Below are 16,877 nucleotides of genomic sequence, written 5' to 3' on the forward strand. Positions count from 1 at the left end.
GGCAATCACCCTCCAGCCGCGGACTGTGGCCATGTCCCTCGCCTTTCTCGAAAATCTGCACCTGTCCTGGACCGAGGTCCTGGATATCGGGCTCGTCACCTACATCTTCTACCGTGGGCTCATCCTCATTCACGGCACCAGGGCCGTGTCCGTGCTCCACGGTTTCCTGTTCATCTGTATTCTCTATTACCTGTCCGGGGAGTTCGGGCTCAATACCCTGCATTGGCTCCTTACCAACTTCCTGGGCTCGATTTTCCTGGTCATCATCATTTTGTTTCAGGCCGACATCCGCAAGGCGCTCTCGAGCGTCGGGGCCTGGGGGTTTTTCCGTCCCCGGCGGCGCGAGGCCATGACCGAGGCGGCCCTCGACGCCTGCGTCCTGGCCGTTTTCCAGATGGCCCGCACCAAGACCGGGGCGCTGATCGTCTTCGAGCGCCGGGTGCCCCTTGGCGACTGGATCGAGCGCGGGGTGGAGGTTTATGCCCGCATGAGCCGGGAACTGCTCGGCACCATCTTTTTCCCGGATACGCCCCTGCACGACGGTGCGGTCATCGTCCAGGGCGAGACCATCGCCGCCGCCGGCTGCATCCTGCCGCTCATTGCCGGCGTGCCGCTCGACGCCTCGCTCGGCACGCGGCACCGGGCGGCGCTCGGCATCACCGAGGAGACCGACTCCCTGGCCGTGGTCGTGTCCGAGGAGCGCGGGGTGGTGTCCGTGGCCGAGGGCGGCAAGCTCATTTCCCCGGTGGATGAACGCACGCTCAAAAACATGTTGTGGAATCTTTTCAACAAACGCGTATGAAACCGAACTGGCAATACCTGCTTTTGGCCTTCGCCATGGCCGTTTTCTGCTGGTACCTCGTAACCGGCCGGGAGAAGGTCGATACCTGGATGGCCATGCGGGTGGAGATGACCGGCGCGCCCGAGGGGCTTTACATCAAAAGCGGCATGGTCGGCTCGGTGGACGTGCTGGTGCGCGGCCCCCGGGGCGTGGCCCGCCGCATCGAGGACAGCCAGCTCGTCTACAACCTGAACCTCGGCAGGATCGCCCCCGGCAAGAATCTCATCGTTTTCGACGCCAAGAACATCCCGTTGCCCAAGGTCTACGAGGTGGTGGAAATCAGGCCGTCGCGCCTGGAACTCGAGGTGGAAAAGCGGACGGTCAAGACGGTGCCGGTCAAAGTGGTGCTGCGTTCGCCCGTGCCCGAGGGCTACTCCATGACCGGGGTCAGGGTGACGCCGGAGAGCGTGCGCCTGACCGGCCCGTCCTCGAAGCTCGACGGCATGACCCAGGTGCGCACCCAGCCGGTGACCGTGCCGAGCCCGCCGCCGGGACGTTTCGAGGAGCGGGTGGCCCTGGACGCTCCCGATGACGTGGACGCGTCGCCCGTGGCCGTGGATGTGTCCATGGGCTTCGCCGGCAGGGAGTCGGAGGTGACGCTGCGGGCGCCGCTGACCCTCGTGCCGCCCAAGGGGCGCGAGATCACGGCCAGCCCGGCCGCGGTGACGTTGCGCATCAAGGGGCCGGCGGCGCTTTTGTCCGATAAGGCCTTTGCCGGCCTGGTCGAGGCCTCGCTGGAGTTGAAACCGGAAATCGAACCGGGTAAATATGTTGCCTCGTACCGGGTCAAGATGCCTCAGGGGTGTGAACTGATCGAGGCCAAGCCCGAAAAGGTGACGCTGACCGTGAAATAAGGGGTCGGAGGCATCCGGCCTGGGAGACTGCATGGAAAAGAAGCTCTTCGGAACGGACGGACTGCGCGGCAGGGTCAACACCTACCCCATGACCCCGGACGTCGTCATGCGGCTGGGGCTGGCCGTGGGGCAGGTGCTGCGCAACGGCGGCCGGCGACACAAGGTTCTTATCGGCAAGGACACCCGTCTTTCCGGCTATGTCTACGAATACGCCCTGGCCTCGGGCTTTTGCGCCGCCGGCATGGACGTGATCCTGGTCGGGCCGCTGCCCACGCCCGCCATCTCCTTTCTGACGCGTGACATGCGCGTGGACGTCGGCGTCGTCATCTCGGCCTCCCACAATCCCTACACCGACAACGGCATCAAATTTTTCGACCATATGGGGTTCAAGCTCCCCGACGCCGTGGAGGACAGGATCGCGGGACTGGTCGAGGGCTACGGCCAGAACTGGGAACTGCCGGACCCGGAAGCGGTGGGCCGCGCCTCCAAGATCCATGACAGCATCGGCCGCTACAACGTGTTTCTCAAAAATACCGTGCCCCTCGACGTCTCCTTCGACAACATGAAGATCGTGCTCGACTGCGCCAACGGCGCGGCCTACCGGGTGGCGCCCGAGGTGTTCGAGGAGCTCGGGGCCGAAGTGGTGAAAATCGGCGTCGAGCCCGACGGCACCAACATCAACCGGGGCGTGGGTTCGCTGCATCCGGAAGGCGTGGCCCGGGCCGTGGTTGCGCACGGGGCCGACATCGGCATCGCGCTCGACGGCGACGCCGACCGGGTCATCGTATCCGACGAAAAGGGCCGCATCCTCGACGGCGACCAGATCATGGCCATCTGCGCCCTGGACTTCATGGAGCGGGGCAAGCTTTCCGGCAATCTGCTGGTGGCCACGGTCATGAGCAACATGGCGCTCGAGTTGTTCATGAAGTCCCATGGCGGGCGGCTGTTGCGCACCCCGGTCGGCGACCGCTATGTGGTCGAGGCCATGCGGGAACAGGGCGCGGTGCTCGGCGGCGAACAGTCCGGCCACCTGATTTTCCTCAACCACAGCACCACCGGCGACGGCACCCTGGCCGCGCTCCAGCTGATGCGGATCATGGTGCAGCGGGGCAGGCCGCTCTCCGAGCTGGCCACGCTGTTGTCCCCCTTTCCCCAGGAACTGGTGAACGTGCCCGTGGCGCGAAAGATCCCTTTCTGCGATGTGCCGACCATCGAGTTGGCCACGGCCGACGCCGAGCGCCAACTGGCCGGGCGGGGCAGGGTGCTGTTGCGCTACTCCGGCACCGAATCCCTGGCCCGGGTCATGGTCGAGGCCGAGGACCCGGAACTGGTCTTGCGTTTGAGCCAGGGGCTGGCCGAAGTCGTGGCCATGGCCTTGCGCTGAGCGACGGGGTCGTCGGAAACGCCTTTTGGGGCTGGACTTGTTCGTGCAAAGCCTTTAACGTCGGTTGGTGATGCGTGGTACCGTCCGGCAGGGCGGATCGGCGTCGCGGGATAGGTCAAAATCGGCCGGCTGGACGCACGGGCGCGGTCCGCCACAGCCGCAATCATACCGGGCAGTGCGCGCTTTCAAGGAGAAGAGCATGGAAATCAAGAAGGTGGTCATTCCCGTTGCCGGATGGGGTACGCGGTCCTTGCCGGCCACGAAGAACATCCCCAAGGAGATGCTGCCCGTTTATAACAAGCCCATCGTGCAGTACGTCGTCGAGGAAGCCCAGGCTTCTGGACTGCAGGATGTCGTTTTCGTCACCAACCGGAACAAGACCATTATCGAGGACCACTTCGACTATAATCTGGCCCTCGAGGACCTGCTTTCGCGCACGGGCAAGACCGAGATGCTCAAGATGGTGCGCGAGGTGGCGGAGATGGCCAACATCATCTCCGTGCGCCAGAAAAAGCAGCTGGGACTGGGCCACGCCGTTTTGTGCGCCCGCGAGGTCTGCAAAAACGATCCTTTCTGCGTCATGGTCGGCGATGACCTGATGTTCAGCATGGAGCCCGGCATCAAGCAGCTCTTGACCGTGGCCCAGGCCGAGCACATGCCCGTCATCGGCGTCATGGAAGTGCCGGCGAACATGGTTTCCCGCTACGGCATCATCGACGGCGAGGAATTTGCCCCAGGCATGTTCCGGGTGCGCAATCTGGTGGAGAAGCCCAAGGTCAACGAAGCGCCGTCCAGGCTCGCCATTGTCGGTCGCTACGTGCTGTTCCCGGACATCTTCTACCATTTGGAGAAGGTGACGCCGGGGCATGGCGGCGAAATCCAGCTTACCGACGGATTGAAAGGCCTTGCCGGCAACAATCGCCTGCTGGCGGTCAAGATCCAGGGCCAGCGTTTCGACGCCGGCGACTGGGTGGACTACCTGACGGCGAATATTTACTTTGCCCTGCATGACGAGGCGCTGCGTGAATCCCTGGTGCCGCGCCTGCGTGAGCTTTTGCCTTTTGCGGATTAGTCCGTCCGAACGGGCCGCCGTGCCTGAATTTTCTTGTCCTTATCGCCCGGGAGGCGTGCCTCCCGGGCGATTTGCGTGTGTCCCATGACTGCCGCCACCTTGGCCGTCGCCCTGACGGCCCCGCCCTATGCCATCCTGACCTATACCGTGCCGGACGGCTTCGCCCCGGAGGATTTCCCCGTGGGGCTATGCTTGCTTGTGCCGGTGGCCGGCATGCTGCGGGCCGGCGTGGTCTGGGAGGTCGGGGTCACGCCGCCCGAAGGCGTGCGCCTGCGGCCGGTGCTGTGGCCTTTGGAGCGCCGCCCCGCCTGCGACGCCGGCTATCTGGAGCTGGTGAAAAACCTGGCCAGCCGGCACATGGCCGAGCCCGGCCGCATTCTGGGCACGCTGCTGCCGCGCGGCATGCGCACGGCCCAGGTGGTCTTCGAGGTGACTGAATCCGGCCTGCCCCGGCGCATGGCGGCCAAGGCTCTTTCCCGGCTTGCCCCGGCGGCCCGGGCCGGACTGGTCGCGGCTTGGCGGAAGGGGGCCATGGGCTGCCGGTTGGCCGAGGAAGCGGCCGACCCGCTGTGCGCGCTTTCCGCTGATCCGCCCTGGCCGGTGCGTCCCGGCGCGGCCAGACAGATCGCGGTCCTTGACGCGCTTTGCGATGCCGGCCCCATGCCACTTTCCGACCTCAAAAAAAAAATCGGCCCGGATACCCTCACCGTCCTGCGCCGGCTGGTGGGCCTGGATTTGGTGCGCCTCGACGATGGGGCCGCCCCTGCGGACTGCGTGGTCAGGCCGACCGAGCCCGGGGGCAGGGATACGTCCCTGGCCGCCATGCCGCCGCTGACCGCCGCCCAGGCGGCCGCCCTCGAAAGCCTGGCCCCGGTGTTCGATGCTCCGGACGGCGCGGCGCGGCTGGTGTTCGGCGTGACCGGCAGCGGCAAAACGCGCCTGTACATGGAGCTTGCCGCCAAGGCGCTGGCCCGGGGGCGGCGGGTGCTGCTTCTGGCCCCGGAAGTAGCCTTGGCCGCCCGGCTGCACCGTGCCGCGGCCGGAGCCTTTCCGGGCTGTCCACCCCTGCTCTACCATGGCTACCAGCCGCCGGCCGCGCGCGAGCACGCCTTTCGCCGTTGCGGCGGAGACGATGCGCCGCTGCTTGTTGTCGGCACGCGCTCGGCGCTTTTTCTGCCGCTTCGCGACATCGGGCTGATCGTCCTCGACGAGGAACATGACGGCGCGTTCAAGCAGGAGGACCGGCTGCCGTACCAGGCCAAGGAAGTGGCCTTTTTCCGGGCCGGCCGGGCCGGGGCGCTTTTGGTGCTTGGCTCGGCCACGCCGGACGTCAAGACCTTCCACGCCGCCCGGGAGGGCCATGTGCCCATGGTGCGCCTGCCCTCCCGTATTGGCGGCGGCGGCATGCCGGCCATTGAGTTGGTGGACATGCGCGGGGCGCCGAAGCTCACGTCCGTGGCCGGGCAGCGCGAAACCGGCGACCGGGTGGGCGTCTTGACCGACAGCGCCGCCGCCGCCCTGGCCGAAACTGTGGCCGATGGCGACCAGGCCATGATTCTCCTCAATCGCCGGGGCTATGCGCCACTTTTATTCTGCCTCGACTGCGAGGCCCCGGTGCGCTGTCCCCACTGCGATCTGTCGCTCACCTACCACAAGGATCGGGAGCGGCTGGTGTGCCACTATTGCGGTCACAGCCGGCCCCATCCCGCGCCGTGCCCTGTTTGCGGCGGGGCCAGCTTTCTGCCCATGGGCGTCGGCGCGGAGATGCTCGAGGAACAGCTGGCCGGCGTCCTGCCGGCCGGAACCGAGGTGGCCCGGCTCGACAAGGACATCGCCCGACGGCCCGAGCGGGCCGAGGCCATTCTGGCCGATTTCGCCTCGGGCCGGGCCCAGGTGCTGGTCGGCACCCAGATGCTTTCCAAGGGGCACCATTTTCCGGACGTGACCTTGGTGATCGCGGCCGATGCCGATCTCGGGCGCAACCTGCCCGATTACCGCGCTTCGGAGCGGACCTTCCAACTGCTGACCCAGTTGGCCGGCCGGGCGGGCCGGGGAGACCGGCCGGGACGCGTGCTCATCCAGACGCGCATGCCCGACGACCCCTTTTTCCAGTTCGTGGTTCGCGGTGATTTCGAAGGTTTTTTCGAGCTGGAGCTTTCCCGGCGCAAGCGCCTGTGCTATCCTCCATTCACCCGGTTGGGACTCGCGCGCCTGAGCTTTCCCCGGGAGTGGGAGGCAGGTTTTGCCGCCGTCGCCGCCGTGGGCGAGGCCATGCGCCAGGCCGCCACGCCGCTCGGGGTCCGGGTGCTGGGACCGGCTCCGGCGCCGCTGGCCTTGGTTGCCGGGCGCAGGCGCTTTCACTGCCTGCTCAAATCTCCGGACTGGCCGTGTGTGCGCCGCGTATTTGCCGCCGGTCGGAAGGTCCTTGCCGGCGCGGTCAAGATGCGGTTCACCCTGGATCTCGACCCGGTGGACATGCTGTAACCGACGATGCAGAGGGGCGGTTTCAACGCGCTTTCGTCAACAAGGTGGGCGGATGGGCACGACGCGACGAAACGATCGGGACGACCCGGGAGGGCTGGTCAGCCTGAGACCCGCCCGGATCGCCCTGGTCTATTTGCTGATCAGTCTCCTGTGGGTCGTTTTCTCCAACCGTCTGGCCTCCATGTTTTTCCGTGACGATCCGGACCTGTTGCAGCGGGTGACGTCGTTTAACGGGCCGGCCATTGTCCTTGTCACCTCGTTTCTTCTGTTTCTCCTCCTGCATCGCCATGTGGTCGCCTACCGGCGCAAGGAACACGAACTGCGCGAAAGCCGGGAGCAGTACCGGCTGGTGGTGGAGAGCGCGCCGGATGCCATTCTCATCCACGACGGCGAGCGTTTCGTTTTCGCCAATCCGGAAGCCGCCAAACTCTTCGGCGCGGCAAGCCCCGAGGAGATCGTGGGACGGGACGTCCTGGCCTTCGTGCACGAGGATTCCCAGGATGCCGCCGCCGGGCGCATGCGGCAAAATGTGCTGCTTCAGGCGCCGGCCCGGCTTCGGGAACAGCGCTATCTGCGGCTGGACGGCACCCCCATCGAGGTGGAGGTGGCCGCCGTGCCGTTCGCGCTCGAGACCACGGCCGGGGCGTTGGTGTTCGTGCGCGATATCTCGCGCCGCAAAAGCATGGAGCGCGCTCTGCGGGAGCGCGACCTCACCTACCGTCTGCTGGCCGAAAATTCCCACGACGTCATTTTCACCTTGGACCCGCATCAACGCCCGACCTACGTCAGTCCTTCGATTCGGCGGCTTCGGGGAATAAGCGTCCAGGAGGCCATGGCCGAAACCATCGAGCAGATGATGACGCCCGCATCGGCCGCCCGGGTCCGCCAGGCGGCGGAACAACTCTTGAACGGCGATACGGTCGACCCTAACTTTGTCAGCCGGTTGGAACTGGAGCTTCGTCGCAAGGACGGCGGGACGGTCTGGGCGGAAGCGGTGGTGCGGCCCTATTTCGATGCCGGGGGCGTTTTCCTGGGGCTGGTGGGGGTGTTGCGCGACCTCACCGAGCGCCGGGCCGTGGAAGCCGAGCTGCGCCATTCCCGCGAGTTTTTGGGGATGCTCGTGGAAGCCATTCCCGACCCTGTCTTCGTCAAGGACAAGGAACACCGGTTCGTGCTGGTCAACGGGGCGCTTTGCGCCATGCTCGGCCAGTCGTCGGATGTGATCGTCGGCGCGACGGACCACGATTTCGTGGCCCGGGAAGAGGCGGATGTATTTATTGCCCGCGACAACATGGTCTTGGAGTCGGGTGGCGAGGACCTTTTCGAGGAGCAGTTCACCGACAAGGAGGGGCATTCGCATACCCTGGTCACGCGCAAGGGTCTTTTTGTCGATGCCTCGGGGGGGCGCTTTATCGTCGGCGTCATCCGCGACGTGACCCGGGACAAGATCCGGGAGCGGCAGTTGCGCGATTCGCTTCTGGAAAAGGAAGTGCTGCTCAAGGAAGTGCACCACCGGGTCAAGAACAACCTGCAAATCATTTCCAGCCTGCTCTTTCTGCAGAAAGACGCCATCGAGGACCCGGCCGTACAGGATATTTTCGAGGAAAGCCGCAACCGCATCGCCACCATGGCGCTCATTCACGAGGAACTCTACCGTTCCGGCGATCTGGCCCGGGTGGACCTCAAGGAGTATCTGGAGCGTCTGGTGCCCAAGGTTGTCCAGTCGCTGCGCGGGCAAAAAAGCATCGGCTTCGCCCTGAACCTGGCCGAATGCCGTGTCACCTTGGACAAGGCCATCCCGTTCGGGCTCATCATCAACGAGTTGGTGACCAACGCCGTCAAACACGCCTTTGCCGATCGCACGGAGGGGAACATCCGTCTGACGGTGGCCCGGGAGGGTGATCAGGTACAGGCCGTGGTGGAGGACGATGGCGTGGGCCTGCCGCCCAATTTCCATCCCGACGCGGTCAAATCCCTTGGCATGCAGCTCGTCGTGCAACTCACGCGCCAGCTGCGCGGGGTGCTGACCTTTGGTCCCGCCTCCCCCGGCTCGGTCTTCCGACTGGGCTTTTCCCTGGGCGACAACCTCGGCTAAGGCCGCGCCATCCCGGCCACATCGGGCAGTTCCCGCCATTTGGCGATCAGGTCCTCGCGCGCGCTTTGCCGCATGATGTCCGCGAGCCTGGCAAACTGCTCCCGATGCTTGGCCAGAAGCTTGTGCCGGTTGGCCTCGCCGCCGGCGAGTTGGTCCGGCCGGGGCGGGGCGAATACCGGAGCCGGGCGCCTGTGGCCGACGACCAGATGGCCTTGATAGACCGGCGGTCGTCCGGACAGGGCCAGGCGCAGGTCATGGTCCACGTCGTCATACTGGGACGGGGAATAACGGATGTCGAAGCCGCCGGCCGCGCGCAGCCGCTCGCCGCGAAAGAGATGGCAGCAGCCCATGACCGACAGGCACGGCCGCAGATGGGAAAAGGCCCCGAAATCGAAGCTTTCGGCATGGGGATCGCCAAACCAGGGCAGGGCCGTCTCGCCGGCGTGCGTTTCTCCCGCAACGAGCATGGCCCCGATGCCCTGGGCTACGGCCGGATTGCCCGCGTCGGCCACCCGGCAGCCCCAGACGCCGGCCTCGGGGTAGGCCCGGGCGGCGGCGAAAAGCCGTGGCAGCCAGTCCTCCGGCAGGTCCACGTCGTCGTCGAGATAGGCGACGAAATCCGCTTCCCCGACGCGCGCATCGGCGGCCAGCCAGTTGCGGGCGGCCGGCGCGCCGATATTGACCGGCAGCCGGATGGTCGAGAAGCGCTCGTCTCCGATCCTGTCCGCCCAGGCGGCGAGCACGTCGGAGGTTTGGTCGGACGAGGCGTTGTCGAGCACGACCACCCGGGCCTGCCCGATGGCCGAGGCGAAAAGCGAGGTCAGGGTGGCGTCCAGATCGACGGCCTTGTTGTAGGTGTAAAGCGCGATGGCCACGGAGGGCGGGACGGGGGCCGTGGCCTTGTCCCGGCCCGTCACCAGATCAAAAAGGGCCAGTGCGGCGGACACGTGTTCGGGCAGGGCCGCAAGCGTCGCCGCGAAATGCGCCTTGGCCGCCTCCCTCTCGCCCGCCGCCCAGGCGGCTAGGCCGGCCCGAAAGCGCCCGAGCGGCCGGGGAGCCTGGGCCAGGGAGCGTTCGTAGAGGCCAAGCGCCGTATCCGGCCGGCCGGCGAGCAGGGCCAGATCGGCCCGCAGCTTGTCGGCAAGCGGCGCAAGCGCTTCGGGCATCGCCAAGGCGATGCGCGCCAATCCCCGGTCGAAATCCCTCGTTAAAATGTCCCGCCGCAGGGCCACGTGCAGCCAGAAAAGACCAAAACGGCCCCGGCATTCGTTTTCCAGGTAGGCCTCGATGCGCCGGGCGTCGCCGGCGGCCGAAAGGCGCTGGTAATAGGCCGTGTTCTCCGGAATCCGGAACTCGCGCGCCAGGGTCTCAAGCACGGCGGCGAAAGCCGGCTCGGCCGGGGTGTCGGCCTCGGCAAGGGCCTGGGCCAGGGCGGCGGCCGTCAGGCCGTGCAGGCTGTCTTCCTCGAACGCGGCGGCCAGAAGCCCCAGGCGGCGGCGCAGCCACGCTTCCCGCGCCGGGCCTTGGGCCTGCCCGGCCACGGCCCCGGCCAGGGCTGCGGCGCGCAGCAGATGGTCGCGGCCGACGGTTCCGGCCAACAGCATATCCGCAAAAGGGGCGGGAAATTCCGCCGCAAGCCAGTCGGGCAGGGGCTTCATGGCGTCTCCGTGACGGCCCGGGTCCAGGCGCGCAGGAAGGCGGCGGCATTGCCGGCAAGCATGTGCCGGGCCATGACGGTTTCCTGGGCGTTTGCGGCCAGAGCCCGGCGCAGGGGGGCATCGAGGACCAGCCGGCGCACGGCCTTGCCCCAGTCTGCCGGGTCCGGGCCGACGAGCAGGCCGGTTTTTTCCTGTTCCACCACGTCGCGATACGGCGGCAGGTCGGCGAAAATCCCGGCCATGCCGCACAGGGCGTATTCCATCCACTTGATCGGGCTTTTGGCCCGGTTAAAGGCCGTGTCGGCAAGCGGGGCCAGACCGATGCCGCAGCCAAGTCGCGGCAGCCGGTTCGCGTAGGCCGCGTAGTCCGGATGCAACGGCAGCGTGGTCGCGCCGGGGAAACGGGCGGCGTCCGGGGCGCAGCCGAAGAAGACGAATCGGAGCTTTCCGGCCAGTTCCCCGGCGAGGGCGGCCAAAACCGGCAGCAGGGGGGCGATGTCCGGTTCGTGGGAGGCTGTTGCCGCAAGGCCCACGGCGACAACCGGCCGGTCCGGCGGGGCGGTCGGCCGCCACAGGGTGTCGGGCAGGAAGTTGGGCACGATCGTTACCCGGGGATTGATGGCGGCGAAGACCTCCGCCAGCCGCGCCGTCGTGACCGTGATCCGTCGGGCCCGGCGGGCCGTTTCCAGGATGTGGGGCAGACGTTTCGCCATGGCCGGGGCAAAAGGGTGTTCGGCCCCGAGCGCGGTCCAGTCGTCGTCGGTGTCGTAGACGACCGGCTTGCCCGAGGCGAAAAGGGCTTCCAGGATGCCGGCCGTGTCCGGGCTCGGGAAATAGCGCTGGATCAGGATGACGTCCGCCTGGGGGAGGATATCCAGGCGCAGATGGTGGCCGGGGCCGTCGGGGATGGCTCCGGGCAGCAGGCGCACGGCGCAGCCCAGTGTCGCCGCCGGGTCATACAGCCGCAGCCGGGCGCAGGCCGAGGCCGGGTCGTCGAAGCTGTAGGCGGCGAGGGTCAGGGACATGGCGGCTTGGACCATATGGAAAACATGACAGGATTCCTATGCCATGGGCACCACTTTTGGAAGGGAAACGCGGGGACGGGACGCCGGCGGAGGCGTGCAGCCATCCGCCGGCGCCTGGGAGGTTCAGGAAGCCAGGGCCTTGCGGGCGCCGCCGGCGGGCAGGGAGGCAAAGGCGATCTCGGCCCGCACCGTATGCTTGTCGCCGGTCGAAACGGTGATGGTGACCGGCTCCTTGAAGTACTCGGCCGCGCCGCGCAGGATGCCCTCGTAGTATTCCGGGTAGCCGCGCCGCGAGTGGTAGGTCATGACAAGCGTCGCGCCCTTTTCCTCGTAGGTGAACTTCGGCGGCTCCAGTCCGGGCATGTCCTTGGTCAGCCGGGTGTGGGTGTCGTTCATGGTCAGGTAGAAGTCCTTGAGGTTCCGGGCCTTGAAATACCGGGGGTACATGCGGTGGAAACCTTTTATGGTGTAGCGGCCCATGGCGAGGAAGAGGTCCTTGACCGAGACGCCGGCTTTGGCGGACACGAATTCCGCCATCTGGCGCAGGACCTGGTCGGGATAGTTCTGGGTCGGCAGGAAGGTGGGATGCCCCATATCTTCCTGCATGGCGCCGTACACCGCCTCGCCGTACTGCTCGGTGATGAATTCCTGCATGAGCTTGGGCAGGATGCCCTTCATGTTGCCCGCGGAAGCCCGCAACCGCAGGTCCTCTTCGTGGCGGTCGGCGAAGGTGCCGGCCAGGGTCAGGAGGGATTGGGCCAGTTCGGCCAGCTCGCGGGTGGCCTGGGCGGTCTGGGACGCGCCCTCGTCGGCCTCGGCCGCCACATGGGCGATGACTTCGATATTGTGGTTGATCTCTTCGGCGGCGGCGGACTGCTGCTCGGCCGCCGTGGCGATCTGGCTCACCTGCCCGGTCACTTCGTGGATGCGCTCCATGATGCGCTCCAGCGCCTGGCCGGCCTTGTGGGTGGCGTCGGTGCTCGTGGCCACGCGCGCGTCGGTCTCCTGCATGGAGTCCACGGCATGGCGCGAGCCTTCCTGGATCTGGTGGATGGACTTTTCCACTTCCTTGGTGGCGGTCATGGTTTTTTCGGCCAGCTTTCGGACCTCGTCGGCCACAACCGCGAATCCCCGTCCGGCCTCGCCGGCCCGGGCCGCTTCGATAGCGGCGTTTAAGGCCAGCAGGTTCGTCTGGTCGGCAATGTCGTTGATGACGCCGATGATGCGGCCGATCTCGGCGGCCTGGCCGTCCAGGGCCGTCACCACTTGGCCGAGCTTGCCGGCGGACTCGGCCACGGCCTTGATGCCGGTCACGGCCTCGCGCACCTCGACGGCGCCGGTTTCCGCCGCCTCGTTGGCGCTGTCGGCGGCTTCCGAGGTCTTGGACGCATTCTTGGCCACTTCCATGACCGTGGCCGTCATTTCCTCCATGGCCGTGGCCACGGCGTCGGACTGGCCTTTTTGCTGTTGCGCGCCCCGGGCCTGTTCGTCGGAGGAGGCGGAAAGCTCTTCCGAGGCCGAGGCCACGCGCTGGGCCAGCTCGTTGATGTCGCCGCCGAGGTTGTGCAAATCGGCTTGCGAGCGTTCGAGTTCCTGCTGCTTGGTGTGCAGGATGGACTGGTCGGTGATGCAGGTCACCGCGCCGAGAAGGTCGTTGCGCACGCCGTGAAAGCAGTCGACGGAAAGCTGGCAGGCGATCACGCGGCCGTCCCACAGGGTGAGGTCGCGCTCGGCATGTTCGGATTTGCCCGTCTGGAGAGCTTTTTCCGTCAGCGACACACCGTCCTTGTTGTAAAAGGACTGGCTGACGGTCTTGCCGATGATGGCCTCGTGTTTTTTGTGGAGCAGGTCGGCCAGGGTATTGCTGGCGTGGGTGATGCGGCCTTCCTTGTTGCAGATGAAAAAGGGCGTGCCGACGCCGGTGATGGCGCCGCGGTAGTATTCCCGGCGCAGCATGTTGAACGCGAGCGCCTTGCTTATCTCCTCGCCAATGGGACCTAACTTTTCCCAGGAGAGCACTTCGTCCAGGAAAAATGTCCTGGGGTCGTTATTGACCCGGAACAGGCCGTCATGCAGCTTGCCGAGGGGACCATTGATGCGGCTTGTCGCGAGCCATGCGACGATCAGGCCGACAATGGCCAGGACGACGGCGACGATGAGGTTGCCGAGCAGGGTGGACCCGATGACGCAGACGGCGAAGAGAGCGCCCAGGGGGAGGCAAAGGAAACCTGGGTTGTATGGGCGGTTGCTGTTGCTCATAATGACGCTCCAAAACCTTTTTACGGGATCAAAAACCATTCCCCGGGAAAGGTCAACGTTATGGGTGTGATATGTATAGATTTAACCTTATGAAAATAAAGGTTTTATTTTGTAGATACTAACATCGGCCCGGCCGGCGCTACGGAGGCCGGACAGCGTCCGCCGAAGAGTTGCGTCGTGAAAAGCGCTTCTCCCAAGGCGGCCATGCCGGCCGGCGTCTCGCCGTAAATGGCCAGTCGGGCCGCGGCCCGGGGCAGCAGGGGCAGATCGTAGGGCGATTCGGCGGCGACGAGGACCAGCCGTCCGGGAGCGGCCTGGGCGAGACTTTCGGCCAGCCGCCGCTGGCCCGGATATTTGCGGGCGTTCGTGGCGAGCAGGATCACCTTGCCGGCCTGTTTCGCCGCCGCTTCGGCCTGGGCGATGGCGGTCGCGTCCGGATCGGGCGCCAAAAAAAGCGCGCGCGGGCCGCTCCAGGCGTCGATGCCGGCTTCGGCCAGGGCATCGATGGCCTCGCGGCCAAGACGCGGTCGTACGATGAGGGTCGAGGCGTTGCGCGTCGCCGGCAGGGCCGGTTTGGTCGGGCCGAACGCTGTCAGGGCGCGCACGGCGATGCACTTGGCCAGGGCGATGTTTTGCGGCGTGTCGGTGCGCCGGGCCGCTTCCGGCCGGGGCTCGGCCAGCCGGGAGGCGGCCAGCAGGCCGTAGCGTTCCTTGAGGCGCAGCACGCGGGCAACCGCCGCGTCCAGGCGTTTGGCCGGCACCCGGCCCGAACGTATGGCCTGGATCACGGCGTCCATGGCCAGCAAGCGCTCGGAGGCCGGGCGTCCCGCGTCCGCGCCGACAAGCAGGATGTCGGCTCCGGCCTCGAGGGCCAAAACGGCGGCCTCGGCCGTGCCCCAGGTGTCGGCCACCGCTCCCATGCCCAGGGAATCGGTGAAGATCACTCCCGAAAAACCCATGCGGCCGCGAAGCCAGCCCCCGAGTACCCGCCGGGACAGCGTGGCGGGCAGTCCCTGGGGCTCCAGGGCCGGAGCCAGGACATGGGCCGTCATCACGGCCGGGGCTCCGGCGGCCAGCGCCGCCCGAAACGGCGGGAAATCCACCCGGTCGAGCGTCCTTAGGTCGTGATCCACCCGGGGCAGGCCGACATGGGAATCCACGGAGGTGTCGCCGTGGCCGGGAAAGTGTTTGGGCGTGCAGATGACCCCGGCGTTGCGGTAGCCGGTCGTGGCTGCGGCCGCGAACCGGGCCGCCGTGGCCGGGTCGGAGCCGAAGGAGCGGATGCCGATGACCGGGTTGGCGGGATTGATGTTGACGTCGGCCACGGGCGCGAAATCGACGTTTATGCCGACGGCCGCAAGCTCCCGGGCCGTGGCCGCGGCGGCCCGCCGGGCCAGGTCGGCCCGGCCCGTTGCCGCCTGGGCCATCTGGCTCGGAAAGACGGTGAATCCCTGGCGCAGGCGCGCCACCGGCCCGCCCTCCTGGTCCACGCCCACAAGCACCCCCACGCCATGGCCCGAGGCGGCAGCCGCCGCCTGCATGTCGGCTGTCAGACGCGCCACTTGGTCCGGGGATTCGATGTTGCCCGCCGTGGCGTAGAGGATCAGCCCGCCGACATGGTGGTCGCGGATGAGCGTGGCGGCGTCCTCGGAAGCGACCGGCCCCTTGAACCAGAGCATGAAGATCTGGCCGACCTTTTCCTCCAGGCTCATGGCGGCCAGGAGCCGGGACGTTTCGGACGCGGCCCGCGCCTCGCGGCAAGGAAGCGTCAGGGCCAGGAGGATGAAACAAACGGTGATGCGGCGGCGGGAGAGGATTGGCATGGGGAGGTGGATTATTCCGTTTTTTTGATGTTGGCGTCAGCGCGCTTGTCCGCGTACATGGCCGCGTCGGCCTGGCGCACGAGGTCGTCGATGGTCAGGCCCGGGGCGAGAAGGGCCACGCCGATGGAGACCGAAAGGCCGGGTACCCCGGAAAGCCCCCGGTCCCGGGCCACCTGGGCCACGCAGGCCCGCAGGCGTTTGGCCATGATCGTCGCTTCCTGGGGGCCGGCGTCCGGCATGAGCACCACGAATTCGTCGCCGCCAAGTCTGGCCAGCAGGTCGTAGGCCCGCACCCGGCCGGCCATGCCCCGGGCCACGTCGCGCAGCACCGCGTCGCCGGTTTCGTGGCCATGGAGGTCGTTGACCGCCTTGAAGCGGTCGAGGTCGCAAAAAAGCAGCGCCGCCGGCGATCCCTTGCGTTCGGCCAGACTGAGGAGCGCCGGGGCGTTGCGGCGCAGGGAGGCCCGGTTGGGGATGCCGGTCAACTCGTCGATGTCGCGCTGGCGCGTGAGTTCCTCGTGGATCTTGACGTGCAACAGATCGCCGGCCAAAACTTCGCAGAAATGCTCCAGGAAATCGGTGCCTTTTTCGGGTGTGTACCGGTCGGGGGCCGCATCGGCCAGGGAGAGCGCGCCGATGACGCGGCCGCAATGGTATTTGTCATGGAGCGCCGCGATGAAGCACGAGCCGGCAAGCAGTTCCGGGCAGGCGTCCAAATCGGCCGGGGCGAAGAAAAAGTCCGGCCGGACGAGATCCTTGACCGCGCCCACATGGATGCGCCTGTCCCGGGAAGCCTCGGGCAGGCAGGCCAGCGCCTCGCCAAGGGCCTGCCGGGACGGGCAGGGATAGCCCGGGGGCACGTAGGTCTCGAAGTCTTCGCCGACCAGCAGGCAGGAAAGCGCCCGCACCCCCATGACCCGGCCGAGTTCGGCCACGACATCCGGCAGGTCGGCCAGCCGGCGCAACTGCCGGGACAGGGTCAGGGCGGCGCGGAAAGTGGAAAACGCCTGGTCGTTGACGCGGAAGATGTCCTGGAGCAGCCCCAGATGGGCTTCCATGCGGCGCAGCCGTTCCCGCAGCCGGTCCCTTTCCTGTCCGACCTGGCCAAGGGCGGCGGCCAAGTCGGCTTTTTCCCGATCAAGGGCCAGCCGGGAGGCGGCGAGGGCCTCCAGCAGGCAGCGCAAATCCTCTTGCTTGCCTTCCGGAAGAAAACGCTGCAACTCCAGGATGCCGGAGGTGGGGTCGTCGTCTGCGAGAGAATTGTTCATAGGCTAGGGGCCGCAGCGGCCGGTAATTACCTTGATGTTGCCCGGAATACCATCTTCACGAGGGGCCAACAAGCCGTGTGAGGACCCCGAAACCACTATTTCCAAAGACGGTTT

At 66.8% G+C, this 16,877-nt stretch carries 11 protein-coding genes; 6 read left to right on the forward strand and 5 right to left on the reverse strand.

Features of this window, described 5'->3' with window-relative positions; translation table 11 throughout:
* The first annotated feature begins 31 nt into the window (after nucleotides 1-31).
* From cdaA to ACMZ6R_RS01535, 6 genes are all read left to right on the forward strand, one after another.
* Nucleotides 32-802 (forward strand): diadenylate cyclase CdaA, encoded by a 771-nt coding sequence (cdaA, locus tag ACMZ6R_RS01510; RefSeq protein ID WP_416108962.1) that lies wholly within the window; start codon nucleotides 32-34, stop codon nucleotides 800-802.
* Nucleotides 799-1,695, forward strand: coding sequence for a CdaR family protein (locus ACMZ6R_RS01515; RefSeq protein WP_416108964.1), 897 nt, complete (start codon nucleotides 799-801; stop codon nucleotides 1,693-1,695). The genes cdaA and ACMZ6R_RS01515 overlap by 4 nt, the downstream gene beginning before the upstream one ends.
* Nucleotides 1,696-1,726: 31 nt before the next feature.
* The gene (glmM, locus tag ACMZ6R_RS01520; protein WP_416108965.1) at nucleotides 1,727-3,079 is read left to right on the forward strand and encodes a phosphoglucosamine mutase; all 1,353 of its coding nucleotides are present in this window, start codon (nucleotides 1,727-1,729) and stop codon (nucleotides 3,077-3,079) included.
* 199 nt (nucleotides 3,080-3,278) lie between these two features.
* Nucleotides 3,279-4,151 carry a UTP--glucose-1-phosphate uridylyltransferase GalU gene (gene galU / locus ACMZ6R_RS01525; protein WP_416108966.1) on the forward strand — a complete coding sequence of 291 codons (873 nt, stop codon included), beginning with the start codon at nucleotides 3,279-3,281 and terminating at the stop codon, nucleotides 4,149-4,151.
* An 84-nt stretch (nucleotides 4,152-4,235) separates the two neighbouring features.
* Nucleotides 4,236-6,635, forward strand: a complete 2,400-nt coding sequence (priA, locus tag ACMZ6R_RS01530; protein ID WP_416108968.1) for a replication restart helicase PriA — start codon at nucleotides 4,236-4,238, stop codon at nucleotides 6,633-6,635.
* 52 nt (nucleotides 6,636-6,687) lie between these two features.
* Entirely contained in the window at nucleotides 6,688-8,730 is a 2,043-nt protein-coding gene (locus ACMZ6R_RS01535) for a PAS domain S-box protein (protein ID WP_416108969.1), read from the forward strand.
* On the opposite strand, the gene ACMZ6R_RS01540 is transcribed toward ACMZ6R_RS01535, so the two are convergent.
* The 5 genes from ACMZ6R_RS01540 to ACMZ6R_RS01560 form a co-directional block, all read right to left on the reverse strand.
* Complete coding sequence (locus ACMZ6R_RS01540; protein ID WP_416108971.1) at nucleotides 8,727-10,388, reverse strand: glycosyltransferase; 1,662 nt, start codon at nucleotides 10,386-10,388, stop codon at nucleotides 8,727-8,729. The genes ACMZ6R_RS01535 and ACMZ6R_RS01540 overlap by 4 nt on opposite strands.
* Nucleotides 10,385-11,413 (reverse strand): glycosyltransferase family protein, encoded by a 1,029-nt coding sequence (locus ACMZ6R_RS01545; RefSeq protein WP_416108972.1) that lies wholly within the window; start codon nucleotides 11,411-11,413, stop codon nucleotides 10,385-10,387. Before ACMZ6R_RS01545 ends, ACMZ6R_RS01540 begins: the two co-directional genes overlap by 4 nt.
* A gap of 123 nt (nucleotides 11,414-11,536) precedes the next feature.
* Complete coding sequence (locus ACMZ6R_RS01550; RefSeq protein WP_416108973.1) at nucleotides 11,537-13,672, reverse strand: methyl-accepting chemotaxis protein; 2,136 nt, start codon at nucleotides 13,670-13,672, stop codon at nucleotides 11,537-11,539.
* Nucleotides 13,673-13,776: 104 nt separating this feature from the next.
* Nucleotides 13,777-15,495 (reverse strand): beta-N-acetylhexosaminidase, encoded by a 1,719-nt coding sequence (nagZ, locus tag ACMZ6R_RS01555; protein WP_416108975.1) that lies wholly within the window; start codon nucleotides 15,493-15,495, stop codon nucleotides 13,777-13,779.
* A gap of 11 nt (nucleotides 15,496-15,506) precedes the next feature.
* On the reverse strand, nucleotides 15,507-16,763 hold the full coding sequence (locus ACMZ6R_RS01560; protein ID WP_416108977.1) for a diguanylate cyclase domain-containing protein: 1,257 nt from the start codon (nucleotides 16,761-16,763) through the stop codon (nucleotides 15,507-15,509).
* Nucleotides 16,764-16,877: the final 114 nt, after the last annotated feature.

This window comes from Solidesulfovibrio sp. C21 (genome assembly GCF_047785625.1).
Lineage (GTDB): Bacteria > Desulfobacterota > Desulfovibrionia > Desulfovibrionales > Desulfovibrionaceae > Solidesulfovibrio.